Origin of the sequence: gamma proteobacterium SS-5 (assembly GCA_009497875.2) — a bacterium.
Taxonomy (GTDB): domain Bacteria; phylum Pseudomonadota; class Gammaproteobacteria; order Chromatiales; family Chromatiaceae; genus Magnetovirga; species Magnetovirga frankeli.
This window is the reverse complement of sequence record CP032508.2, coordinates 277,727-298,288: the sequence shown is the minus strand read 5'-3', so window position 1 is coordinate 298,288 and position 20,562 is coordinate 277,727. Positions and strand designations below refer to the sequence as shown.

The following is a 20,562-nucleotide window of genomic DNA, read 5'->3' as shown; positions in this document are numbered from 1 at the left end:
TCAGTGTCCCCCCTGAGATGCCGCTGTGGCCTGTTGTTGTGTCTGCTGCATCTCCTGCAGGGCGCGGCGGTAGTCCACCGGCATCACCTTGACGAATTTGGGCAGCACCAGCGCCCAGTTGTCGAGCACCCGGCGGGCAACGGCAGAGTTGGTGTAGTGAAGGTGTTTTTCCACCAGTTGGCGCAGGCGCTGGGCATCGTGGCGGGTCATGTCGTGGAGCAGATCGACCTTGCCGTGGCTTTCCAGATCGCCGCCGGAGTGGGTGTTGGATTCCAGGGCCTGATCCTCGCTGCTGATGGGCTCCAGCTCGACCATGGCCAGGTTGCAGCGCTGCTCGAAATCGCCCGTCTCATCCAGCACATAGGCGATGCCGCCGGACATGCCGGCAGCGAAGTTGCGCCCGGTCGGCCCCAGCACCAGGACGACGCCGCCGGTCATGTACTCGCAGCCGTGGTCACCCACGCCCTCGACCACCGCCGTGGCACCGGAGTTGCGCACGGCGAAGCGCTCGCCGGCAACGCCACGGAAGAAGCACTCGCCCTTGATTGCGCCGTAGAGCACGGTATTGCCGACGATGATGTTGTCCTCGGCCTGGCCGATGGCGCTGTTGGCCGGTGGGTAGATGACGATGCGTCCACCGGACAGGCCCTTGCCGACGTAGTCGTTGCCTTCGCCGGCCAGTTCAATGCTCACCCCCTGGGCAAGCCAGGCACCCAGGGATTGGCCGGCGGTACCCTGGGCCTTGATATGAATACTGTCATCGGCCAGACCGGCCAGGCCGTATTTTTCCGCTACGCGACCGGAAAGCATGGTGCCGAAGGTACGGTTGTAGTTGTGCACTGCCATTTCAATACGTACCGGTTCGGCCCGATCCAGGGCCGGGGCGGCCTGACGGATCAGCTCATTGTCGGCGGCCTGGTCCAGGCCGTGGTCCTGGGTCTGGCAGTTATACACCGGCTCAGCCTCGGCGCTGGCCGGTTTGGCGAGGATGCGGCTGTAGTCCAGCCCGTGCGCCTTCCAGTGGTCTATGGCCTGGCGCATGTCCAGACGGTCGCTCTGGCCAACCATCTCGCTGAAGCGTCTGAACCCCAGCTGAGCCATGAGCTGGCGCACCTCCTCGGCGACGAAGAAGAAGTAGTTGATCACATGCTCAGGCTTGCCGGTGAAGCGCTTGCGCAGCTCCGGGTCCTGGGTGGCCACGCCCACCGGGCAGGTGTTCATGTGGCACTTGCGCATCATGATGCAGCCCTCGGCGATCAGCGGCGCGGTGGCAAAGCCGATCTCATCGGCACCGAGCAGGGCGGCGATGACCACATCGCGGCCGGTGCGCATGCCGCCATCGGCCTGCACGGCGATGCGCGTGCGCAGCCGGTTCAGCACCAGGGTCTGATGGGTTTCGGCCAGGCCGATCTCCCAGGGGGAGCCGGCGTGCTTGATCGAGGTCAGCGGCGAGGCACCGGTGCCGCCATCGAAGCCGGAGATGGTGACATGATCCGCATGGGCCTTGGATACGCCAGCGGCGACCGTGCCCACGCCCACCTCGGACACCAGCTTGACCGAGATGCGCGCCTTGGGATTGACGTTTTTCAGGTCGTGGATCAGCTGCGCCAGGTCCTCGATGGAGTAGATATCGTGGTGCGGCGGCGGCGAGATCAGGCCCACGCCGGGGGTGGAGTGACGCACCCGTGCGATCTGGGCGTTGACCTTGTGGCCGGGCAGCTGACCGCCCTCGCCGGGCTTGGCGCCCTGGGCCATCTTGATCTGGATATCGTCGGCGTTGACCAGGTATTCCACGGTGACGCCAAAGCGGCCGGAGGCGACCTGTTTGATCGCCGAACGCTCGGGGTTGCGCGAGCCATCCGCCAGGGGGTTGAAGCGCTCCGGCTCCTCACCACCCTCGCCGGTGTTGGACTTGCCGCCGATGGCGTTCATCGCTTTGGCCAGGGTGGAGTGGGCCTCATGGCTGATGGAGCCGAAAGACATGGCACCCGTGGCGAAACGTTTGACGATCTCACTGGCCGGCTCCACCTCGTCCAAGGGGAGAGGCTCGGCGGCAAACTGGAATTCCATCAGCCCGCGCAGATTGAGCAGGCGCTTGTTCTGGTCGTTGATCTGGTGGGCGAACTCGGCGTAGGTCTGCGCCGAATTGCCGCGCACCGCATGTTGCAGCTTGGCGATGCTGTCCGGGGTCCAGACGTGTTCCTCGCCGCGCAGGCGGAAGGCGTAATCGCCGCCCACGTCCAGGTGCTCGCGGTAGATGGCCTTGTCGCCGAAGGCATCCTGATGCCAGCGCATGGCCTCGGCCGCCACCTCGGCCAGGCCAACCCCCTCTATGGTGGTGGCGGTGCCGGTGAAATATTCCTTGACGAAGCCGCTGGACAGGCCGACGGCATCGAAGATCTGCGCGCCGCAGTAGGATTGATAGGTGGAGATGCCCATCTTCGACATCACCTTGAGCAGGCCCTTGCCCACCGCTTTGATGTAACGCTTCTGCGCCTCCTTGAAGGCCAGCGGCTGGCCCAGCTCCGGCAGCAGGGCCTGGATGGTGTCGAACGCCAGATAGGGGTTGATCGCCTCCGCGCCGTAACCGGCCAGGGTAGCGAAGTGGTGCACCGCCAGCGCGGCACCCGTCTCCACCACCAGCCCGGAGGCGGTGCGCAGCCCCTGACGGATGAGGTGATGATGCACCGCCGAGGTGGCCAGCAGGGCCGGGATGGGCACCCGGCCAAGGTTGCAACTGCGGTCGGACAGGATGAGGATGTTGTAGCCCTCCAGCACCCGCTGCTCGGCCTGGTGGCAGAGCTCGTCCAGGGCCGTGGCCATACCCTCCGCGCCCTTGTCGGCGGCGTAGGTGATGTCCAGGGTCTTGGTACGGAAGGCACCGTGGGTGCTGGCCTCGACGTTGCGCACCCGCTCCAGGTCCTCGTTGGTCAGCACCGGCTGGCTGATCTCCAGGCGCATGTGCTCGGCACCCGTACCCAGGCCGAGCAGGTTGGGCCGCGGGCCGATGAGGGACACCAGGGACATGACCAGCTCCTCGCGGATGGGGTCAATGGGCGGGTTGGTGACCTGGGCAAAGTTCTGCTTGAAGTAATTGGACAGATGCCGCGGGCGGTTGGACAGCACCGCCACCGGGTTGTCCGCGCCCATGGAGCCAATCGCCTCCTGACCGGTCTCCACCATGGGGCTGAGCAGGAACTTGACGTCCTCCTGGCTGTAGCCGAAGGCCTGCTGGCGATCCAGCAGGGTGGCCGGATCGGGCATCATGGGTGCCACGTCCGAGGGCAGGGAGTCGAGATGGACCTGGGTCTGGTCCAGCCAGTCGCGATAGGGCTTGTCGCTGGCCAGCCGGTTCTTGATCTCGGCATCGTCGATGATGCGACCCTGCTGCATGTCGATGAGCAGCATCTTGCCCGGCTGCAGGCGCCATTTCTTGACGATCTGCTCCTCAGGGATGTCCAGCACGCCCATCTCCGAGGCCATGACCACCAGGTCATCCTGGGTGATCAGGTAGCGCGCCGGGCGCAAGCCGTTGCGATCCAGGGTGGCGCCGATCTGGAGGCCATCGGTAAAGGCCACCGCCGCCGGGCCGTCCCAGGGCTCCATCAGGGCCGCGTGGTATTCGTAGAAGGCGCGGCGCTTCTCGTCCATCAGGCTGTTGCCGGACCAGGCCTCGGGGATCAGCATCATCATTGCGTGGGCCAGCTCGTAGCCGCCGGCCAGCAGCAGCTCCAGGGCGTTGTCCAGGCTGGCGGAGTCGGACTGACCCTCGGGGATCAGCGGCCAGACCTTGGCCAGGTCCTCGCGCAGCACCTCGGAGGCCATGAAATGCCGCCGCGCCGCCATCCAGTTGAGGTTGCCGCGCAGGGTGTTGATCTCACCGTTGTGGGCGATCATGCGGAACGGATGGGCCAGGTCCCAGGTGGGGAAGGTGTTGGTGGAGAAGCGCTGGTGCACCAGCGCCAGGGCCGAGACCATGCGCTCATCGGTCAGGTCCTGGTAATAGCTGCCCACCTGGTCGGCGAGCAACATGCCCTTGTACACCAGCAAGCGGGAGGAGAAGGACGGGATGTAGAAATAGCCCTTCTGCGCTATCTGGGAATGGCGAATGCGGTTTTCGATGCGCTTGCGGATGACAAACAGCTTGCGCTCGAACGCCTGCTGATCATTGCAGTTATCGCCGCGACCGATGAAGACCTGGCGGACCACAGGCTCGGTCGGCAGCACGCTCTCGCCCAGGCCCCTGTTATCCACCGGCACATCGCGCCAGCCGAGCAGGAACTGGCCCTCGGCAGCGCTGATCTGGGCGACGATGGATTCGCACTGGGCGCGGTCATCGGCATCCTGCGGCAGAAACAGCATGCCGACGGCGTATTCGCCCTCCGCCGGCAGTCGGCAATCGGCCACCGCGCGCAGGAAGGCATCGGGCAGTTGCAGCAGGATGCCGGCACCATCACCGGCCTTGGGGTCGGCCCCCACGGCGCCGCGATGGGCCAGGCGCTCCAGTATGGTCAGGCCCTGACGGACGATCTGATGGCTCTTCTGGCCCTTGATGTGGGCGACAAAACCCACGCCACAGGCGTCGTGCTCGTTGACGGGATCGTACAGCCCTTGGGCGGGGGGTAAGCCATGACTCATGCGGAGGCCTCGTTTAGCAGTGCCGTAGGTAGCGCGCCAGAGGAACAAGGCCTGGACCCAGTCCCCGGTCGAAAAAGGGCGAGCATAATACTGAAAATCACACCCCCTGGCCAGTTTTTTGGTGGACAGAGGACAGAATTTTGCGTCGCTACGCGACAGGTCAATAAATCTGGCGCAAAGCGCCTCAGCACTCTGTCTTCCGTCCTCCGTCCTCTGTATTACTTCGCCTCTTCCTGCAAGCGTTGCACCGGCCAGACGGTGATGCGTTCCGGTTGCAGGCCCTCGGGCACCAGCAGGCGGGCGCGGGCTGCCGCGCGTTGGTCGGGGTAGAGACCGTAGATGAGCAGATAGCCCTGGCCCTGCTTGATGACGGCCAGGGGCTGGTCTTTGTCCAGTTGGTGGCGGGCGGCAAAGGCACGCAGATCGGCCAGGCGGGTGAAGTGGCCCAGTTGCAGGCTGTAGAGCCCTGCCGGTTGCCGTTTCAGCCAGGCGTTGTCTTGCAGCAGGCCCTTGTTGGGGGCCTGTGCCTGGGGGGCGCGGGCCGCTGGCCTGACCGGTGGCTGGGGCTGTTCTGGCGGACCCCGCTCGGGCCTGGGCGACCCTTGCGGCAATGGCGGTCTGGGCCTTAATTCGGGCGCTGGTTCGGGCTCGGGTGTTGGCTGGGGCCGGGGTCGGGGCGGCAAAACAGGGGCCGGCTGTTGTCCGGCCCCCTGGCGTTCGGACAGGGGCTTATGCCCTGACGCGGCGGCGCGCTCGGCGGGATTGTCGGTCACCGGCAGGCCTGGGCCCTCGGGCAGGCCTGGGGTCAGGCCTTCACCCAGGGGGCTGGGGGTGCTGTCTGAGGTGAGGTTCAGGCGACCGAGCAGGTCTTGGGTCTCGGGCAGCCGGGCGAAGAACAGGCCGACAATGACCAGCAGGCCGAGGATCAGCCCCAGGCTCAGGTTGAACCAGGAGGGGTGCAGCGCCGAGGGGTCATCGAGCAGTTCCAGCAACCGGCCCGGCCAACCGGCGCTGCGCTCCAGCAGGCGATTGAGCTGGCCCAGGCTGGGGTTCTTGCCCCTTTCCTGCTTGTACAGGGCGGCCACCTCCTCCGCCGTCCAGGGGGATAGATAGAGTAGCTGCAAGGGGTCGCCAGCGGCCATGCGCTGCAACTCGGTAAGTTGGTCGCTGGCGGCGAACAGGATGGGGTGAAAGCCCGCCGCACCGGCCTCACGGCGCAGTTGCAGCAGCAGGCGCAGGGCCTCCTGGGGCAGGCGGTCGGCATCGTCCACCGCCACCACCGGCAGCAGGCCGCGCTGCTTGAGTTCGATCAGGCCCTGCATCAGCTCGGATTTCTTGCCCACGCTGCGCTCCGGCATCCAGTCCAGGGCCAGCTGCCGGATCAGCCCCAGGCCGTTGATGTCCGGCGAGCCCTGTACCTGGCTGAGCCGCCACTGGGAGGGGGTCTTGCGACAGAGCTGGCGCATCAGGGCGCTCTTGCCCGAGGCAGTCGGCCCCAGCACCAGGGGTATGCGCTGGCTGTTGGCGGGGTGCTGTTGCAACAACAGCAGCAGTTGCTTGAGTTTGTGGGTGGTGTTGAAGTCCACCGGGGCCTGCCCCCTGGCAGGAGAGCCACCCCCCTTCCCGGCCGGGGTACGGGTTGCGGCGGACCCGGCGGCCTGCGGCCTAATTGGAGCGGTCCGCGCCACGTTCCAGGGTTTCCCTGAGCGCCTCTGTGTCAAACTCACCGGTTACCAGCGCCTGACCAATGCCCTTGAGCAGCACCAGCCGCAGCTTGCCCGCGAGTACCTTTTTGTCCACCGCCATGAGCTCGGTCATGCGCGCCGGGGCCAGCTGTTGCGGTGCCCGGCTGGGCAGGCCGCAGCGCTCGATCAAATCCAGGATCCGCGCCAGGCTGGACCGGTCCAGCCAGCCCATGCGGGCGGACATCCGCGCCGCCAGGCACATACCCGCCGCCACCGCCTCGCCGTGCAGCCATTCGCCATAGCCCATGCCGGTCTCAATGGCGTGGCCGAAGCTGTGGCCTAGGTTGAGCAGGGCGCGCTGGCCGGATTCGCGCTCGTCCGCCGCCACCACGTCGGCCTTGTCGGCGCAGGAGCGCTCGATGGCAAAGGCCAGGGCCTCCGGCTCACGGGCAAGGAGTTTGGCGTAATGGGCCTCCAGCCAGGCGAAGAACTCGGCGTCGTTGATCAGGCCGTACTTGATCACCTCGGCGATACCGGCGCGCAGCTGACGGTCATCCAGGGTGTTCAGGCTGTCGGTGTCGATGAGTACGCAGCGTGGCTGGTAAAAGGCGCCGATCATGTTCTTGCCCAGCGGGTGGTTGACCCCGGTCTTGCCGCCCACCGAGGAATCCACCTGGGCCAGCAGGGTGGTGGGAACCTGGATGAAATGCACCCCGCGCTGATAGCTGGCGGCGGCAAAGCCGGTAATATCGCCGACCACGCCGCCGCCCAGGGCAATCAGGGTGCAGCCCCGGTCAAAGCGCTGTTGCAGCAGGCTGTCGAAGATCCGATTTAGGCTATCCAGGGTCTTATACTGCTCGCCATCGGGCAGGATGCAGCAGGCCAGCTGCAGCCCCTCAAGCCCGGCCTGCAGGCGCTGCAGATAGAGCGGGGCGACGGTTTCATTGCTCACCAGCAGCACCTGCTGGCCGGGGATGTGCGGCCGCAACAGATCGGCATCCAGCAGACCCCTGCCGATGTAGATGGGGTAGCTGCGTTCGGCAAGATCGAGCTTGAGGGTGTGTTGGAGACTGGCCATGGCGATATCCGCTAGGAAAAGGCAGAGTTTAGCATTGCAGAAGACAGAGGACAGAGGACGGAGGATAGAAGGCAGAGGGAGATGTAGCCCGGATGCAGCGCAGCGGAATCCGGGATTGACACCAGCCATTGCGCTAACTGCTGTGCTTTACTGTGAAACAGCCGTAGTAACTCCCGAGTCCCGAAGCGGCCAAGCCTTGTTTCATGTGCCGGGTTGGTGCCGTCCGCTCCATGTCCGTTAGATGCTAAGATGCCTGGGCGTTTCATCACCCTGCTGATCTATGTTTTCTACCCTGTCCAGTCACAGTGACCTGTTCACCGCCTTGATCAACAGCCTGTTGCTGCTGTTGGGAGCCGGGCTGGGTGCCTTAGTGCTGGGTGCCGCGCTGGCCTGGCTGGCGCTGATGCAGGGTCTTGCCGGCAAGGGCTGGTTGCAGCATCTGCCCTTGCTGCCGCTGGCGATGCCGCCGGTGGTGCTGGCCTGGGCGCTGGAGTTGCAGCTGGCACCCCTGGCCCCGGCCGAGCCCCTGCTCGATGTCCTGCCCGGCGGCGCTGGCATGGCCCTGATCAAGGCCATTCTGGTCTATGCCCTGACCCTCTACCCGCTGATCTATCTGCCCCTGCTGCTGGCAGCCCGCCAGCAGGGCCCGGCCATGACCGAGGTGCTGGGCATGACCGATCTGAGTCTGACCGACTACCTGCGCCGCATCAGCCTGCCCCTGGCCCGCTATCCCCTGTTTGCCGGTCTGCTGTTGGTGCTGCTGCTGGTGCTCAGCGACTACCCCAGCCAGCGCCTGCTGCGGCTGGACAGCCTCAGCGCCCAGGCGGTACAGCTTTGGGTGCGGCATGGCCGCCTGGGGCCGATCCTGCCCCATCTGGGCCTGTTGCTGCTGCTGGGCCTGGCCCTGACCTGGCTGCTGCGGCATCTGCGCGGCCCGGCCCCGCCGCCGCAGCGGCTGCATCCCCTGCGCGGCGGCTTGCCTTCCCGCAGCGGGGCATTGCTGGCGCTCTGGGGGTTGGGACTCTTCCCTGTCGCCATCGCCATCATGCTCCCCCTGTGGACCGCCCTCAGCCATCTGGATCATCTGGGGGCGGCCCGGCTCGACCCGGCCAGCTTGTCGCACAGCCTGATCCTGGCGGGCCTGGCGCTGGGTTTCGGCCTGCTCGGTCGGCTGCTTGGCCTGCGCCCTGGGGCAGCATCAGGCGGGGTGCTGGCCGAACTGCTGCGCCACGGACCCGTGCTGGTGCCCGGCCTGCTGCTGGCCGCCCTGCTACAAGCGCTGCCCGCCCTGCCCGGCATGGGGTTGGGGGCGCTGGCGTTGGCCGCCTGGCTGATCGGCCTGGGGCCGGGCCTGACCCTGGCGATGACCCAGCAACCGGCCCTGTGGTACATCCGCAGCCAGGCCTATGCCCTGAGCCGGGCCTGCGCCCTGCCCCTGTGGCGCGGCCTGTTGCCGTTTCGCCCCTATCTATTGCGCCGCTGGCTGCCGGGGCTGCTGTTGGTCTTTTTGCTTGGCCTGCGCGAGCTACAGCTGAGCTATCTGCTGCTGCCCGAGGACTGGCAGACCCTGGCCCTGAGTTTTTACCCGGCGGCATTGCAGCAGCCTGCCCAGGTGGCCCTGCCGGCCCTGCTGTTGCTGCTGCCGGGGCTGCTCGGCCTACCCCTGGTGGTGCTGCACCAGCGCCAGTTCTACCGCCATCCCCATGCCCTTGGACGGGCAGCGGGCGAGGCAGGGAGACAGAGCCAGGCATACAGAGACCTGATTACCCACAAATCTCAGCCAATGGAATAGGGCGGCCCGTGGCCGCCGAGCAACCACTAGGGGCAGGCATCATGGCTGTGGCTTGGCGGCGGGCGCGGCCCGCCCTATGCCGCACGACAAAGTCGGCCTCCCAGCCCAGGATGTGCACGGCCAGCCAAGCCGAGATAAGGCCGAGATACAGGGGCAATCAGGAATACCTTTACCACTCTGCGCCCTCCGCGCTTCTTTGCGTCCTCTGCGTCCTGTCGAGTTCCGGCTTCGCCGGGTCAGGATAATTAAAGTGAGTCTGTAACATGGCCGATCTGCTCAAAGTCGAAAATATCCGCTGCTCGGATGCCGAATGGCCCATCCGCAAACCCCTTTCCCTGCGCCTGAAGGAGGGCGAGATCGGGGTCATCCTGGCCCTGGGGCGGCCCATTGCCGACACCCTGTTGCGCGCCATCCAGGGCCAGGTCGGCCTGGATGCGGGCAGGATAGTGCTCGCCGGGGATCCGATTGCCGGTGGCGGGACGGGTATCTCCAGCGTGGGGCGTAATTGTCGCCTGGTGCCGGCCGATGGGGCCCTGGTGCCCCATTTGAGCGTGGCGCAGAACATCCAGCTGGTCATGCGTGGGCTGAACAAGCGCCAGCGCCAGGAACAGCTGGATCAACTGCTGGACGAGGTGGACCTGCTCCATGCCGCCGATCTGCTGGCTGACCACCTGCCTGCCGAGGAGCGGCAACGCACCGCGCTGGCGCGGGCCCTGGTGGCCCAGCCGCAACTGCTGCTGTGGCAGGAGCCCTTCGCGCCTTACCCCGAGGGCGAGCAGATGGCGCTGGTGGATGAGATCGAGCAGATCCTCCAGGCGCGGCGGCTGACCTGCCTGATCACCACCGCCAATGTCCGCGCCGGTATGGCCCTGGCCCAGCGCCTGGGGGTGTGCGACGACGAGCGCCTGCTGCAATGGGATAGCCCGGAGCGGCTGTATCACTGTCCGGCTCAGCGGGATGTGGCCCGGGCAACGGGTAACGGCGTGTTTCTGCAGGGTTTCGTCCAGCCGGACAACAGCCTGAGTTCAGAATTGGGCGGCCTGAGGTTCAGCCAGGACAACGACTGGATTCGTACCGGCAGGCCGATCGAGTTCCTGCTGCGGCCAGAGCATGTGCGCTTTGAAAAGCGCGGCCTGAGGTGCGCCACCATCACCAGCAAGCGCTTTCTGGGCGGGTATATCGACTATCGATTGCTGCTGGAGGAGGGCTCGGTGATCCCGGTCACCGCCCCCAGCCAGATCGACCTGGCCCTGGGCAAGAAATTCTGCTTCCGGGTGGATATGCCGCACCTGATGGTATTCCGCCCGGACAAGGAAGAGCCGGTGGACCTGGGGCGGGCCTACAGCATTGGCTGAGTCGGGCCTCAGGGGAGGATTCAGGGGGGCAATTCAGGGGCGTTGCCGCAGGGGAGCGGGTTCTGGGGCCTGGGGGGCACCATCGGCGCTGCGGTCAATCTGCTGGTTGATCTCCTGAAACACGGGCACGGCACGGCACAGGCCAATAAATTTGACCACCACCAGCAGCAGCAAAAGCCAGAGCAGGGGCCTCCAGTTGATCTCGGACCAGTTCATGGGTGGGATATTCTAGGGATCTGTCGGATGCAAGAAAGGTTGCCAAGGTACGCAAAAAAAAGGGCGACCTAACGGTCGCCCCTGGATCTTGCGTGGCTGTGCTAAACCCGGTCTGGCCTATACGGCCACCTCTTCGCTGCCGCTGTTGCGGCGGCTGCGCCAGTAGCCGTAGGCGGCGCTGGCACCAACGCCGGCCAGGATCACCGGGCCCCAGACGCCCAGGCCCATGCCCAGCCCCAGGCTCAGGCCGGTTCCCTTCCAGATGGTACCGCCGGTGGCCACCGACTTGGCCGCAGTACCGGCCGCTGCGGTTTTGCCCGCTGCGGCGGCGGCCGGGGTGGTCGTGGTCATGGCCACGGTCTGCATCTTGAGGGCCGCCGGGGCCGTGCTGGCGGCAGCGGCGGATTTGGCCGTGGCAGCGCCTGCGGTCTTGGCCCCGGTCGCGGCGGCGGGTTTGAGCGCCAGCCAGGTGCTGGTATTGCCACCGGCGATCACCGGGGCCTTGCCCACCACCACGCTCTTGCCCACCAGGTTGCTGGCCGCCGTGCCGTTGGCCATCTTCAGCGCCACCATGTCGCCACCGGCGGCGGGTTGCAGATAGAGGGTGGATCCTGCGGCGGTCTTGCCCGCCATCATTGGCTGTACCACGGTGAACTTCTGCCCGCTGAGACTGGCCGCCTGCATCCCCTGGCGGGCACCCTCAAGCTTGAGCAATGTGGTGGAACCGGCCGCTGCCTTGGCGGCTCCGGCACCCACGGGCTTGAAGATCAGCCAGTTGTTGGCCGCAGCGCCACCGGCCATCATGGAGGGCTTGCCGATGGCCACGGTCTTGCCCGCCAGGGCAGACAGCTCCGCCGCCTGGCGCGCCCCTTCCAGCTTGACCATTACCGCCGATCCACCAGCGGAAGGGGTCAGGGTGAGCAGGGTCTGATTGCCCGCCCCGGCCACCGTGCTTACCTTGCCCAGGGTGAATGTCTTGCTGCCGGTGGCACTGAGCAGCTGGGTTACCTGAGATGCGCCATCGACCTGCGCCATTACGATTTCTGCGGCCATAAGCTTCTCCACGTTGAGTTAAAATCCGAAACCCGCCGCGCGGTTCCCTCGGCCTTGGGTTGGCGGCCAGATAGGGGGAATACGCAATCAGGGCTAATGGGTTCGGATAGTAGCAGAGAATTTAACGGGCAGGAACAACGGGCAGGGAAAAACCTCCGGATGCGGGGCATCCAGATTGAATGAAACCAGGCAGCATTCTGCGCCAGGGACGGGCCTGAGCGCCATGAGAAAGCGCAAGCCGCAGGCCTCTACCCAGGGAAAAGGTAGAGGGCCGCGAGACTCGCTGCAATCAGAGGCTGCGTAGTGGGCGGTCGCGCTGTACCAGGCTCTGGTGCAGGGCCACGCCGCCGGCCACCACCACCAGGCCCGGCATGAAGCTGGCCAGTCCCACGCCCAGCTTGGCCAACAGGGCACCCTTGGCGAGCATGCCACCCTTGACCGCAGCCCCTGCGCCCAGCGGTGAGGCCGCCAATACGGAGGACAGGCGATGGTTGCGGTGACGGCGTTTCATCCAGCGGTAATGGGACATGATGCAGACCTCTTAGCTTGGTAATAGTAACGTTTCGCATTTAGCTTAGTCAGGTCACTTTTCCCTGTCAACAGTTTTTGCGAATTATTTGCAATAAGGCGCGAGCACCGGCTCCAGACTTGGCAACCCGCCTCGGGATCCGGCCTCGGGATCAAGCCGATTTGACAGCTGCTTGGCTTCCGAAAGATACTGCCCGGCAAATCCATCGCGCCCGACCTTAAACAACTGTGGCATCAAGCCACAGAACCAGCCCCGCATCGGGGCTGGAAAAGGCAATGGACGCTTAGTCATAATTTAGTTTATTTAGCATAGAGGTTGTACCCATGAATCTGGCAGCATATCTGACCCAATCGACCAGCGGCATCGGCGTGTTTGGTGCCATCGTTGGCGGCGCTGCGGCGGCGGCAAAGAATTACAAGGACAATCAGGACGGCCTGGTCAGTACCAAGGACGCGGTGATCAACACCTCCAAGGAGACCGCCGGTGCCGGTCTGGCCACCGTCGTCAGCGCCGTGGCGGCAGGTGCCGTGGGCAGTAGCCTGGCCCTCAGCCTGGGCACTGCGGTGGTGGTTGCGGCCGGTGCCAAGTACGCCTGGGATCGGGGCATGGAGGCGGTCGATGCCCAGCTCAGCAAGCGCGACATGGACGAGATCGACAGCGCCCTGGCTGATTGATCAACGGCCTTGCGTCCCTGGCTCGGACCCTGGCTGAATCAGGGAGGCCTGGGAGCTGTGAATACCCCAAAGCCCGGATCTTGCATCTGGGTTTTTGCTCTTGCCTTATCCTCCCGGCCAGAACAAGATCCAGCCGGTAACGCTCACCAGAGACTTGTCGCCAGCCGTACCCGTGACCACGCCAATGAGCCCTAGCCATGCATAAGGATCATCCCCTAGCCCCCAACAGCATCGTCTTTTGCGAAAGACGCTGGAAGCCGGTGGCGGTGGTGTTTGGGCTGCTGATTGCCTTCACCTTCCTCTGGGCCTTTTACATCCTCACCCATTACCTGGAGTCCTACGACCTGCACGACTACTCCATCAACGCGGTGGATGGCGGCATGGCGGGCATGGTCAATGTGGCCACCGGGATGCCCGGCATGGGTCAGCAGGGTCTGGTGGCCAATGCCGTGGTCACCGTCATCGACAATGCCCCCCAGGGCCGCTCCCTGGCCTCCGGGGCCATAGTCCATGCCGAGGGCTACATCCTCACCACCGCCCACTCGGTGCAGCAGGTGCGGGATATCGCCGTGGTGGTGTTCAGCTCCCAGGGGCCGCTGAAGTACGAGGCCCGGCTGATCAAGACCCACAGGCAGCACGATCTGGCCCTGCTGAAGATGGTCACCAACGACAAATTCCGGTACCTGAAACTGGCCGATACCCAGCAGCTCAGGCCGGGGGCGCGTCTGACCGCCTTTGGCAAGACCCTGAATGGAGCCATCATCGCCAAATCCGGCCCCATGGCGCGGCGCGGCCTGACCCTGAACCTGGGCAACAGCCAGCTTACCCACCTGATCGAGACGGACCTGCCCTTCACCCCAGCCCAGGGCGGCGGCCCCATGGTCAACGACAAGGCCGAGCTGGTGGGCATCAACATAGTGGTCAACCAGCCCAACAATGGCGGGGTGGCCGGTTATACGGTGCCGGCTCATGTCATCCGCTCCCACTTCCAGGATGTGGTCAGCTTCGATCCGCCCAGCCCAAAGCCAGTCCAGGGCCAGGCCAGGTCATCCGGGCTGGGCCTGGCGGCCGCCTGGTGGGGCAGCGCCCACCAGCAATTCAGCCCGGCCCAACCAGCGCCGCAGGCCCCGTCGGCGGCGCAGGGCATGAGTATAGCCACAGTCCCTGGCAGCCTGCCCCAGGGCCCGCCCATAGACCACATCGGCAAGGCCGGTGACAAGGTCACCCTGTCCGATCTGGAGCACGATACCGGTTTCAGCCTGGGCAGCTTCAAGCTGGATGCCATGTTCGGCCTGGCCATTCTGGGCGTGCTTGGTGGCCTGCTCGGCTCCCTGATGCCCATGGGTGGCAGCATCCTGGTGGTCACCGCCATGATGCTGCTGTTCGGCTATGGCCTCTACCTGATCCGGCCGGTGATCTACCTCACCAACCTGGTCACCTACGGCATCCAGGCGCGGCATCTGTTCAACAAGGGCCTGGTGATGCGTGGTCGGGTGCTGGGGCTGATCCCCTGGATCATCTTCGGCGTGATCCTCGGCTTCTTCATCGGCCACAACCTGCACGACCACCTGGTGGGCTACCTGCTGGGCCTCTATGCCCTGGCCATGGCGGCCATCGCCCTGTATGAGGTATTCGGTCCCAGGCCCGCCCCCCTGGCCCCGGTGGTAGAGGCCGCCCCATCCAACAGGGATGAAGAAATCAGCCAGTTTGTGGAACGGGTAGGCCTGCAGGCCGAGCGCCGCCCAGACCCGAACAAACTGCTGCTGGAAAACATCACCATGGGTACCCCGGTGGGCCTGCTGACTGGCATCCTGGGCATAGGCGGCGGGGTGACCGAGGCCTTCTACCAGCGCCGCCTGGCCGGTATCGCCTCGGCCAACGCCCTGGCCAATACGGTGGTCATGGTGATCGTTGCCTCCTTCACCGCCGCCCTGGTGTCCTTCTTCTACGGCAGCCTGGTCGGGGCCTTTGCCTGGCAGACCCCGCTGACCCTGGCCATGGTGCTGATCCCGGCCATCTTCGCCGGTGCCCTGCTGGGGGCCAAGTTCTTGCAGAACCTGGATCCACGGCTGAAACGCTCTCTGTTCGCCCTGGTCATGCTGTTCATCGCCCTGGCCATGTTCTTCAACCAATGAATGCCCGAGCCACCCCATGCCTGGTCGGCCTGGCCCTTGCCCTGCTCGGCGGCGGGCCGAGCGCCAACCCCGGTGAAGCGGAAAATGCCACCCCCGCCAGGCCCTCCATGAACGGCCTGGTCGGCCATCGGGGCAGCCAGGTTGAGAACATCGCTCCGCCCAACTCGGGCATCTTCATGGCGCGGGACATTGCCCTGTACGAGGGCCACTGGCAGGGCATGGACGTGATGCTGCTGGATGCCGAACTGCGGCAAAAGCTCAGATACCCCATGGGCCTGCGCGGCGTCATCATCAACGAGGTGACCCTCAACGCCGCCCTCTCCGGGATGCTCGGCGGCGATGTCATCGTCGCCATCGACGGCAACCCGGTGACCGACCTGGAAGGCTTCAAGCGGGAGTCCTATCGTATGCGCCTGCGCAACCATGCGCCGATCAAGATACTGCGCAAATCCGACGCCCAGAACGGCGACCGCTACATCATGAACCAGATGGTGTTCGTACTGCGCGCCCAGGGTGAGCTGGGCTTTGCGCAGATGGAATCGGCCCCCATGATCCTGCCCGGCGAGCCCAGGCCGCACCCGGACCGTGGCCCCTGCACCAAGTGCCACAGCCTGGGAGATGGCCGCTTCACCATGCCCGACCCGGACCTGATCACCCTGCCGCCGCCGCGGATAAAGGCGGCGGACGTGGACAAGAATCGCTCGCCCCACGGTGATCGCGGGCCCTGCCTGGCCTGCCATAAGCTGCTGCCTTAGCCCCTGGGCAGAGGCGGCAAATCCCGGGCCCAGGCGCAACCGACCGCTGGCCGCGCAAGCCCCCAGATTTTCCTATCAACCCCTTTGGAGAAGCCAATGAACGAAGAGACCAGCAACCCCTGGAAGAACCCCCTGGGCATGGCCAGCGACCTCTGGCAGCGCCACGTCGGTCGCCATTTGCCTGATAGTGCAGAGCAGCCAGCAGAGCAGATCGCCATCCCGGTGGAGGAACTCGGCAGCGGCCTGCTCAATGCCATCAAATACGGCCTGGCCCCGGTCAGCGCCTTCGGCGGCTACAGCCTCAAAGGGGTGCAGTATGCCGCCCAGGACGGTGCCGAATGGGTGAAAAAGGGGGTCAACAAGGCCCGCGAACTGAGTGCCAAACAGGATTGCGCCGATTGCGACACCGGCTGCGAAGGACAGATGACAGAAGACAGAGGTCAGAGGTCAGAAGACGGGGGGCAGATGACAGAGGTCAGATGACAGAGGTCAGAGGACAGATGTGTTTCGTACCAGGCTTAATTCATCTGTCGCGAAGCGACACAAAATTCTGTCTTCCGTCCTCTGTCTTCAGGCAGCGGCATAGGGCGGGCCGCGCCCGCCGCCAAGCCACAGCTATGAAGCCTGCCCCTAGTGGTTGCGCGGCGGCCACGGGCCGCCCTATTCGATGGGCTGAGATTGGTGGCTAATCAGGTAAAAAGTGAGAAATTTGAAGGGTGAAGTTTGAAGGAATGAGCCTTCGGGCGTTTTTTGAATCGCAGGCAAGGCCGCTCCCACTGGGCCTACCCTAATTGGGGCGCTAATAAATGACCCGCTTGGGGTGGAGCAAGTGGTTAATGTAGTAAGGATTTTTCTCTGTGCGCTCTGTGGCTCTGCGGCCAAATCCCTTTTCTTGCCAGAGGCCATTGCAGGGCTTGGTCCTTGAAGCCCCATGCTCAAACCATTCATCTACCGCAGCCTGTGCCTGCTCGATCGCTGGCAGGGTTTCATGCACACCCGGCCGACCGCGCTGGGGCGTCTGGTCATGGGCTTTACCCTGGCCGCCGGCGTGTTCGGCGTGGATACGCGCATGAACCTGTTGCATCAGGCCTTTGCCCTGGGCCTGGGGCTTTTGCTGTTTTCCAGCCTCAGCGCCCTGCTCATGCAGCGCCGGTTACGCCTGCGCCTTGGGCTGCAACGCAGGCTGCCGCGCTACGCCACCCTGGACCAGCCCCTGAGCTACCCCCTGCTGATCAGGTCTGAGCAACGGCGCTGGCTGCGGGGCTGTTTTATCGAAGAACAACTGCCCGACCCCCGTCCCAGCCTGGCCCAGTTTCGCCGACCCGATGCCGAATCGGCCAGCGACAGCGCCTTTGACCGGCTCATGGGCTATCCGCGTTGGCGACGGCTGCACCGCGCCAACCGCTGGGCCGACTGGCCTGAGGCCGTGCCCCTGCGCGGGCCGCTGGAGCAGGGCCAATTGCGTCTGAACCTGTGCCTGCGGCCCCGCCGCCGTGGCCGCCTGTGCCTGAGCGGCCTGGTGCTGACCCGGCCCGACCCCCTGGGCCTGTTTCGCAGCCGGGTTTTCTTTCCGGCCCCGGCCAGCCTGCTGGTGCTGCCCAGGCGCTATCCCCTGGCCCCCCTGGCCCTGCCCGGGCGGCGTTGTTTTCAACCGGGCGGCTGGGGCCTGGCGGCCAAGGTGGGCGACTCCCAGGAGTTCATCGGCCTGCGTGACTACCGGCCGGGGGATTCGCCCCGAGCCATCCATTGGCCCAGCTGGGCCCGTTCCGGCAAGCCCCAGGTGCGTGAGTTCCAGGACGAATACTTCAACCGCCAGGCCTTGCTGCTGGACAACCTCAGCTGGCCGGGCGACCCCCGCTTTGAGGCGTCGCTGAGCGTCGCCGCATCCCTCTGCGAGGCCATGCAGGGCCGCGACAGCCTGCTCGATCTGATCTTTTTCAGCGCTCAGGGCGAGCCGCTCACCGCCGGTCGGGGCCTGGCCGGCAGCGCCCAGTTGCTGGAGCTGCTGGCCTCGGTCCAGGCCAGTGAGACGGGTGATTTGGGCCTGCTGCAGGGCCAATTGCTGGCCCAGCGGGATCGCCTCAGCGCCCTGGTCTTGCTGCTGCTGGCCTGGGATGAACCCCGTCAGGCCCTGGTGGCCGGCCTCCAGGCCAGCGGCCTGCCCCTGGAGGTGCTGGTGATGGCTCAGGCACAGCCGGACCCGGCCCAGGATCAGGCCCGGCCGCCCCCAGCCGGGCTGCGCCTGCACTGGATTCGGCCACATCATCTGGCGGAAGATTTGGGCCGTTTGAATACAGCCACTCAGGGGAGACCCTAACTTGGCCGACCTCAGACCCAAGCCAGCGCCGCTGCTGTTCGGCCTGCCCCTGCTGTTGTGGGGCTGGCAGTCCGGCCGCTGGCTGCTGGGCGGGCTGCTTGCCCTGCTGCTGGAATGGGCGCAGCGCACCCCCAGGCGCTGGGCCTTGGGCGATACCAGCCTGTTGCGCCTGGCCGATCTCACCGCCTTGGCGATGCTGGCGCTGGTGCTGTTTCACCTCAGCCATGGCCCCTTGGCGCTGGGGCTGTTTGCCCTGCTGCACTGGTCGCCGCTGGTGCTGCTGCCGCTGTTGCTGGCCCAGCTGTTGAGTGGCCGTAGCGGCATCACCCGCCGTGCCCTGTTCTATTCCCAACGACGCAGCCGCGACCCGGCCGCCGACCGGACCATCGACCTGGTGCCCATCTATCTGGCGGCGGTGCTGCTGGCCGCCGGCCAGGACAGCCAGCAGCCCCAGCTGTATTTCCTCGGCTTGTTTCTGGTCATCGCCTGGCTGCTCTGGTGGCAGAGGCCGCGCAGGCCGCTGGCCCCCTGGGTGCTGCTGATGAGCCTGGCCCTGGCGGCGGGGCTGCTCACCCAGGCCGGTCTGCGCGAGGTGCAGGGCAGGCTGGGCGAGCTGGCGGTGGAGCTACTCAGCGGCTGGTTTGCCAGCGACAGCGACCCCTTTCGCAGCACCACCGCCCTAGGCGATTTGGGTCGGCTGCAGCTGTCCGATCGTATCCTCTATCGAATAGAGGCCGAGCCGCCCCTGCGCCGACCCCTGCTGCTGCGCAGCGCCAGCTATGACCGTTATGTGGATGGCATCTGGCTGACCCGGCAGCAGGGCTTTGCCCCCCTGACTGCCAGCGGCCCGCAGAGCTGGCAGTGGGGCGCGGGCGATAGTTCGGCCGACCGCCAGCTGTGGATCGGCGGCCGCCGCGCCGCCGAGCAGAGCATCCTGCCCCTGCCGCTGGGCACCTGGCGGCTGGACTGGCTACCGGTGGCTGGCCTGGAGCGCCACCCCCTGGGGGCAATACGGACCCGTGATGGCCCGCGCTGGCTGCGCTATCGCCTCAGCTACCGGGATCAGGGTGAGACCACCGATGCCCCACCGGGCGAGGCCGATCTGCGCGTACCCCCGGCCGAGCAGCCCCTGCTGGCTGGCCTGGTAGAGCGGCTGGGCCTGGCCGATCTGCCGCCGAGCGGACGCATCGAGCGGTTGGCGGCCTATTTCCGGCAGAATTTTCGCTATAGCCTCAAGCTGCCAGGCCGGGTGGCCGGGCAGACCGCCATCGGCCATTTTCTGCGCCAGCTAAAACAGGGGCACTGCGAATACTTCGCCAGTGCCAGCGTCCTGCTGCTGCGCCAGGCCGGTATCCCGGCCCGCTATGCGGTGGGTTACTCGGTGCAGGAGCAAGACGGGTCGGGCCATTATCTGGTGCGCCACAGCCACGGCCACGCCTGGACCCTCTACTGGCATCGGGGCCGTTGGTGGAATCTGGACACCACCCCGGCGATCTGGGCCGGGCAGGAGGCCGATGCCCGCCCCTTCTGGCGGCCCCTGCTGGATGCCCTTTCCGAGCTGCGCTATCGCCTCGGCCTGTGGCAGGAACAGCCCAGGGGGCAGGGGCAGAACCCCTGGCTGTGGGGCCTGCTCGGGCTGTTGTTCCTGGCCCTGGCCTACAGGCTCAGGCTGGGTCGGGCCTATGTGCAGCCAGGCAAGGGGGGTGGACAACCCCAGGCCAGCGGACCCTGGGCGCAGATCGAGCGCCAGTTGGACGCGGCAGGCTACCCGCGCCAGCCCTGGGAGACCTACGGCCGCTGGCTGGGGCGTTTGCGCCAGGAACCTGGGCTTGGCCCCCTGATCGAGGTCCTGCACGAGCCCCTGCGCCTGCACTACCGCCAGCGCTACGGCCTGGTTGGATTGGCCGAAGCGGAACAACAGCGCCTGGCTGAGCTGTTGCAGCAGGCGCAGCGCCATCTACCAGCCGGTCGCGGAAGCTGAAGCGCCGAATCCGAAAGCAAAAACCGGATCGCAAAGGCCGCAAAGAGTTAAAAGGGTTTTTTCTCGGTTCCACGCGCTGCGTGGGAATGCAGGCCCTCCGCGCTGCGGAGACACGGAACGGCTGAGATACGGCTGTGCTTTACCCTAAAAAGAGCATTTGGCCACAGAGCCACAGAGTACACAGAGAAAAATCAATGTGTTGGAAAGCGAACACTCAACACCTTCTAGGTGAGCCCGGTCTGATAGGTAACTCATTGAATCAACTCTGTGATCTCTGTGTCTCTGTGGCTTAATTGAGGAATATAGGTTTACAAGCTGATTGCAGTTCGGGTGGATGTGAAGCTTACTGTGAAA

14 protein-coding genes are annotated in these 20,562 nt (G+C 65.6%); 8 read left to right on the top strand and 6 right to left on the bottom strand.

What is annotated here, in order from left to right; translation table 11 throughout:
• The 3 genes from gltB to aroB form a co-directional block, all read right to left on the bottom strand.
• Positions 1–4,638: a glutamate synthase large subunit gene (gltB, locus tag D5125_06615; protein QFY89180.1), complete on the bottom strand. Its 4,638-nt coding sequence runs from the start codon at positions 4,636–4,638 to the stop codon at positions 1–3.
• A gap of 218 nt (positions 4,639–4,856) precedes the next feature.
• Positions 4,857–6,224 (bottom strand): SPOR domain-containing protein, encoded by a 1,368-nt coding sequence (locus tag D5125_06610; protein QFY89179.1) that lies wholly within the window; start codon positions 6,222–6,224, stop codon positions 4,857–4,859.
• 79 nt (positions 6,225–6,303) lie between these two features.
• Entirely contained in the window at positions 6,304–7,401 is a 1,098-nt protein-coding gene (gene aroB, locus D5125_06605; GenBank protein QFY89178.1) for a 3-dehydroquinate synthase, read from the bottom strand.
• Between the two features lie 280 nt (positions 7,402–7,681).
• On the opposite strand from aroB, the gene D5125_06600 reads away from it, so the two are divergent.
• Both D5125_06600 and D5125_06595 read left to right on the top strand, forming a co-directional pair.
• Positions 7,682–9,193: a hypothetical protein gene (locus D5125_06600; GenBank protein QFY89177.1), complete on the top strand. Its 1,512-nt coding sequence runs from the start codon at positions 7,682–7,684 to the stop codon at positions 9,191–9,193.
• A 263-nt stretch (positions 9,194–9,456) separates the two neighbouring features.
• Positions 9,457–10,548 carry an ATP-binding cassette domain-containing protein gene (locus D5125_06595; GenBank protein ID QFY89176.1) on the top strand — a complete coding sequence of 364 codons (1,092 nt, stop codon included), beginning with the start codon at positions 9,457–9,459 and terminating at the stop codon, positions 10,546–10,548.
• Positions 10,549–10,581: 33 nt separating this feature from the next.
• Here D5125_06595 and D5125_06590 read toward each other — a convergent pair whose 3' ends face one another.
• From D5125_06590 to D5125_06580, 3 genes are all read right to left on the bottom strand, one after another.
• Positions 10,582–10,764, bottom strand: coding sequence for a hypothetical protein (locus D5125_06590; GenBank protein QFY89175.1), 183 nt, complete (start codon positions 10,762–10,764; stop codon positions 10,582–10,584).
• Between the two features lie 117 nt (positions 10,765–10,881).
• The gene (locus tag D5125_16955) at positions 10,882–11,817 is read right to left on the bottom strand and encodes a hypothetical protein (GenBank protein QPB72219.1); all 936 of its coding nucleotides are present in this window, start codon (positions 11,815–11,817) and stop codon (positions 10,882–10,884) included.
• 289 nt (positions 11,818–12,106) lie between these two features.
• A complete protein-coding gene (locus D5125_06580) occupies positions 12,107–12,346 on the bottom strand; it encodes a hypothetical protein (GenBank protein ID QFY89174.1) in 240 nt (79 codons plus the stop codon).
• A 323-nt stretch (positions 12,347–12,669) separates the two neighbouring features.
• Between D5125_06580 and mamC the strand changes: the two genes are divergently transcribed.
• The 6 genes from mamC (at position 12,670) to D5125_06550 (ending at position 20,208) form a co-directional block, all read left to right on the top strand.
• Positions 12,670–13,020: a magnetosome protein MamC gene (gene mamC / locus D5125_06575; GenBank protein QFY89173.2), complete on the top strand. Its 351-nt coding sequence runs from the start codon at positions 12,670–12,672 to the stop codon at positions 13,018–13,020.
• Positions 13,021–13,217: 197 nt separating this feature from the next.
• Positions 13,218–15,155, top strand: coding sequence for a TSUP family transporter (locus D5125_06570; GenBank protein ID QFY89172.1), 1,938 nt, complete (start codon positions 13,218–13,220; stop codon positions 15,153–15,155).
• A complete protein-coding gene (locus D5125_06565; protein ID QFY89171.1) occupies positions 15,152–15,910 on the top strand; it encodes a PDZ domain-containing protein in 759 nt (252 codons plus the stop codon). Before D5125_06570 ends, D5125_06565 begins: the two co-directional genes overlap by 4 nt.
• A 96-nt stretch (positions 15,911–16,006) precedes the next feature.
• Entirely contained in the window at positions 16,007–16,393 is a 387-nt protein-coding gene (locus D5125_06560) for a hypothetical protein (GenBank protein QFY89170.1), read from the top strand.
• Positions 16,394–16,841: 448 nt separating this feature from the next.
• Positions 16,842–18,227, top strand: coding sequence for a DUF58 domain-containing protein (locus D5125_06555; GenBank protein QFY89169.1), 1,386 nt, complete (start codon positions 16,842–16,844; stop codon positions 18,225–18,227).
• Position 18,228: 1 nt separating this feature from the next.
• A complete protein-coding gene (locus tag D5125_06550) occupies positions 18,229–20,208 on the top strand; it encodes a transglutaminase domain-containing protein (protein QFY89168.1) in 1,980 nt (659 codons plus the stop codon).
• Positions 20,209–20,562 lie beyond the last annotated feature (354 nt).

Bases quoted from the DNA above. Each gene is read 5' to 3' on its own strand.
- gltB (QFY89180.1), bottom strand. From the start codon at position 4,638: ATGAGTCATGGCTTACCCCCCGCCCAAGGGCTGTACGATCCCGTCAAC.
- aroB (QFY89178.1), bottom strand. From the start codon at position 7,401: ATGGCCAGTCTCCAACACACCCTCAAGCTCGATCTTGCCGAACGCAGC.
- D5125_06600 (QFY89177.1), top strand. From the start codon at position 7,682: ATGTTTTCTACCCTGTCCAGTCACAGTGACCTGTTCACCGCCTTGATC.
- D5125_06595 (QFY89176.1), top strand. From the start codon at position 9,457: ATGGCCGATCTGCTCAAAGTCGAAAATATCCGCTGCTCGGATGCCGAA.
- D5125_06590 (QFY89175.1), bottom strand. From the start codon at position 10,764: ATGAACTGGTCCGAGATCAACTGGAGGCCCCTGCTCTGGCTTTTGCTG.
- D5125_16955 (QPB72219.1), bottom strand. From the start codon at position 11,817: ATGGCCGCAGAAATCGTAATGGCGCAGGTCGATGGCGCATCTCAGGTA.
- D5125_06580 (QFY89174.1), bottom strand. From the start codon at position 12,346: ATGTCCCATTACCGCTGGATGAAACGCCGTCACCGCAACCATCGCCTG.
- mamC (QFY89173.2), top strand. From the start codon at position 12,670: ATGAATCTGGCAGCATATCTGACCCAATCGACCAGCGGCATCGGCGTG.
- D5125_06570 (QFY89172.1), top strand. From the start codon at position 13,218: ATGCATAAGGATCATCCCCTAGCCCCCAACAGCATCGTCTTTTGCGAA.
- D5125_06565 (QFY89171.1), top strand. From the start codon at position 15,152: ATGAATGCCCGAGCCACCCCATGCCTGGTCGGCCTGGCCCTTGCCCTG.
- D5125_06560 (QFY89170.1), top strand. From the start codon at position 16,007: ATGAACGAAGAGACCAGCAACCCCTGGAAGAACCCCCTGGGCATGGCC.
- D5125_06555 (QFY89169.1), top strand. From the start codon at position 16,842: ATGCTCAAACCATTCATCTACCGCAGCCTGTGCCTGCTCGATCGCTGG.